The organism is Streptococcus fryi (genome assembly GCF_053206505.1).
Window position 1 is genome coordinate 1 of the sequence record NZ_JBRUGW010000070.1, and the last position, 1849, is coordinate 1849.

Genomic DNA, 1849 nt, shown 5'->3' on the forward strand with positions numbered 1-1849 from the left:
GTACCTGTTGGTGTCACTGGCGTTACTGTTGGTGTGTACTTAGCTGTTGCTTCTGTACCGTTCTTATCAACACGTTTAACCGTTACACCTTTAGCTTCACCTACAAAGCCTGGTTCTGGAGTAAATGTCACTTTACCATCTGGTGATACTGTGTATGTTCCTTCTCCTGGTACAACTTTTTCTGTTGTTCCGTCTTCGAAGGTTGCTGGTACTGTATCGTCCATTGGAACATTCTCATTACCTGGCGTAAATGTTGGTGTACCTTCTTGTGGTTGACCTTGAGGACCTTCAGTTTCTGCTGGTGTACCTGTTGGTGTCACTGGCGTTACTGTTGGTGTGTACTTAGCTGTTGCTTCTGTACCGTTCTTATCAACACGTTTAACCGTTACACCTTTAGCTTCACCTACAAAGCCTGGTTCTGGAGTAAATGTCACTTTACCATCTGGTGATACTGTGTATGTTCCTTCTCCTGGTACAACTTTTTCTGTTGTTCCGTCTTCGAAGGTTGCTGGTACTGTATCGTCCATTGGAACATTTGGATTTCCTGGAATAAATGTTGGTGTACCTTCTTGTGGTTGACCTTGAGGACCTTCAGTTTCTGCTGGTGTTCCAATTGGTGTCACTGGCAATACTGTTGGTGTGTACTTAGCTGTTGCTTCTGTACCGTTCTTATCAACACGTTTAACCGTTACACCTTTAGCTTCACCTACAAAGCCTGGTTCTGGAGTAAATGTTACTTTACCATCTGGTGATACTGTGTATGTTCCTTCTCCTGGTACAACTTTTTCTGTTGTTCCATCTTCGAAGGTTGCTGGTACTGTATCGTCCATTGGAACATTGTCATTACCTGGCGTAAATGTTGGTGTGCCTTCTTGTGGTTGACCTTGAAGACCTGTTGTTTCTTTAGGTGTTCCAACTGGTTTAACTGGGGTTACTGTTGGTGTGTAAGTAGTAGTAATGTTCTTACCATTTTCATCAGTTGCTTGAATAGTAACTGGAGTTGCAACACCAGTAAAGTCTTTTTCTGGTGTAAAGACAACATTACCATCTTCAATAGTATATGTTCCTTCTCCTTCAACAGTAACTGATTTAGTTGGCTGTCCATCTGTGCCTAAGAGAGTAACACTATCTTGTTTAACTGGTACAGCAGGATTACCTTCTTTAAAGTTAACAGTATTCGTAGCTGAATCTTTATCAAATACGATTGGTGACTTCTGAACAGCACCTTGAATATCTGTTGTAGATGAAGCTTCACTTGTTGGTGTCACTTCTAAAACAACTGGTGTGTACTTAGCTGTTGCTTCTGTACCGTTCTTATCAACACGTTTAACTGTTACACCTTTTGCAGTTCCTACAAAGTCTTTTTCTGGTGTGAATGTAACTGTGCCATCTTTAGCTACTGTGTATGTTCCTTCTCCTGGTACAACTTTTTCTGTTGTTCCATCTTCGAAGGTTGCTGGCACTTCATCATCCATTGGAACATTGTCATTACCTGGCGTAAAGTCAACTTTACCAGTTTGTGGTTGTCCTTGGAAACCAGTTGTTTCTTTTGGAGTACCAATTGGTTCTACTGGTGTTACTGTTGGTGTGTATGTTGTTTCAGCAACTGTACCATTAGTATCCTTAGCTTGAACTTTAGCTGGTTGTGGTGTTCCTACAAAGTCTGGGTTTGGTTGGAATGTCACTTTACCAGTTGTTGGATCAATAGTGTATGTACCAATTTCTTTGCCAGTTTCATCAAGTGCTGGAACTGTCTTCTCATCAGTTGGTTCACCTGTTTTTGGATCTACCAATTTAGCTGGGTTCTCTTCTGAAAGTGTTACTGGTACTTTATCATCCCCACCTTTGA

1 protein-coding gene is annotated in these 1849 nt (G+C 41.5%); it reads right to left on the minus strand.

Annotated features, from left to right (window positions below):
• On the minus strand, nt 1-1849 hold a 1849-nt coding region (locus tag ACVRZH_RS10035), incomplete at both ends, for an Ig-like domain-containing protein (protein WP_447455133.1).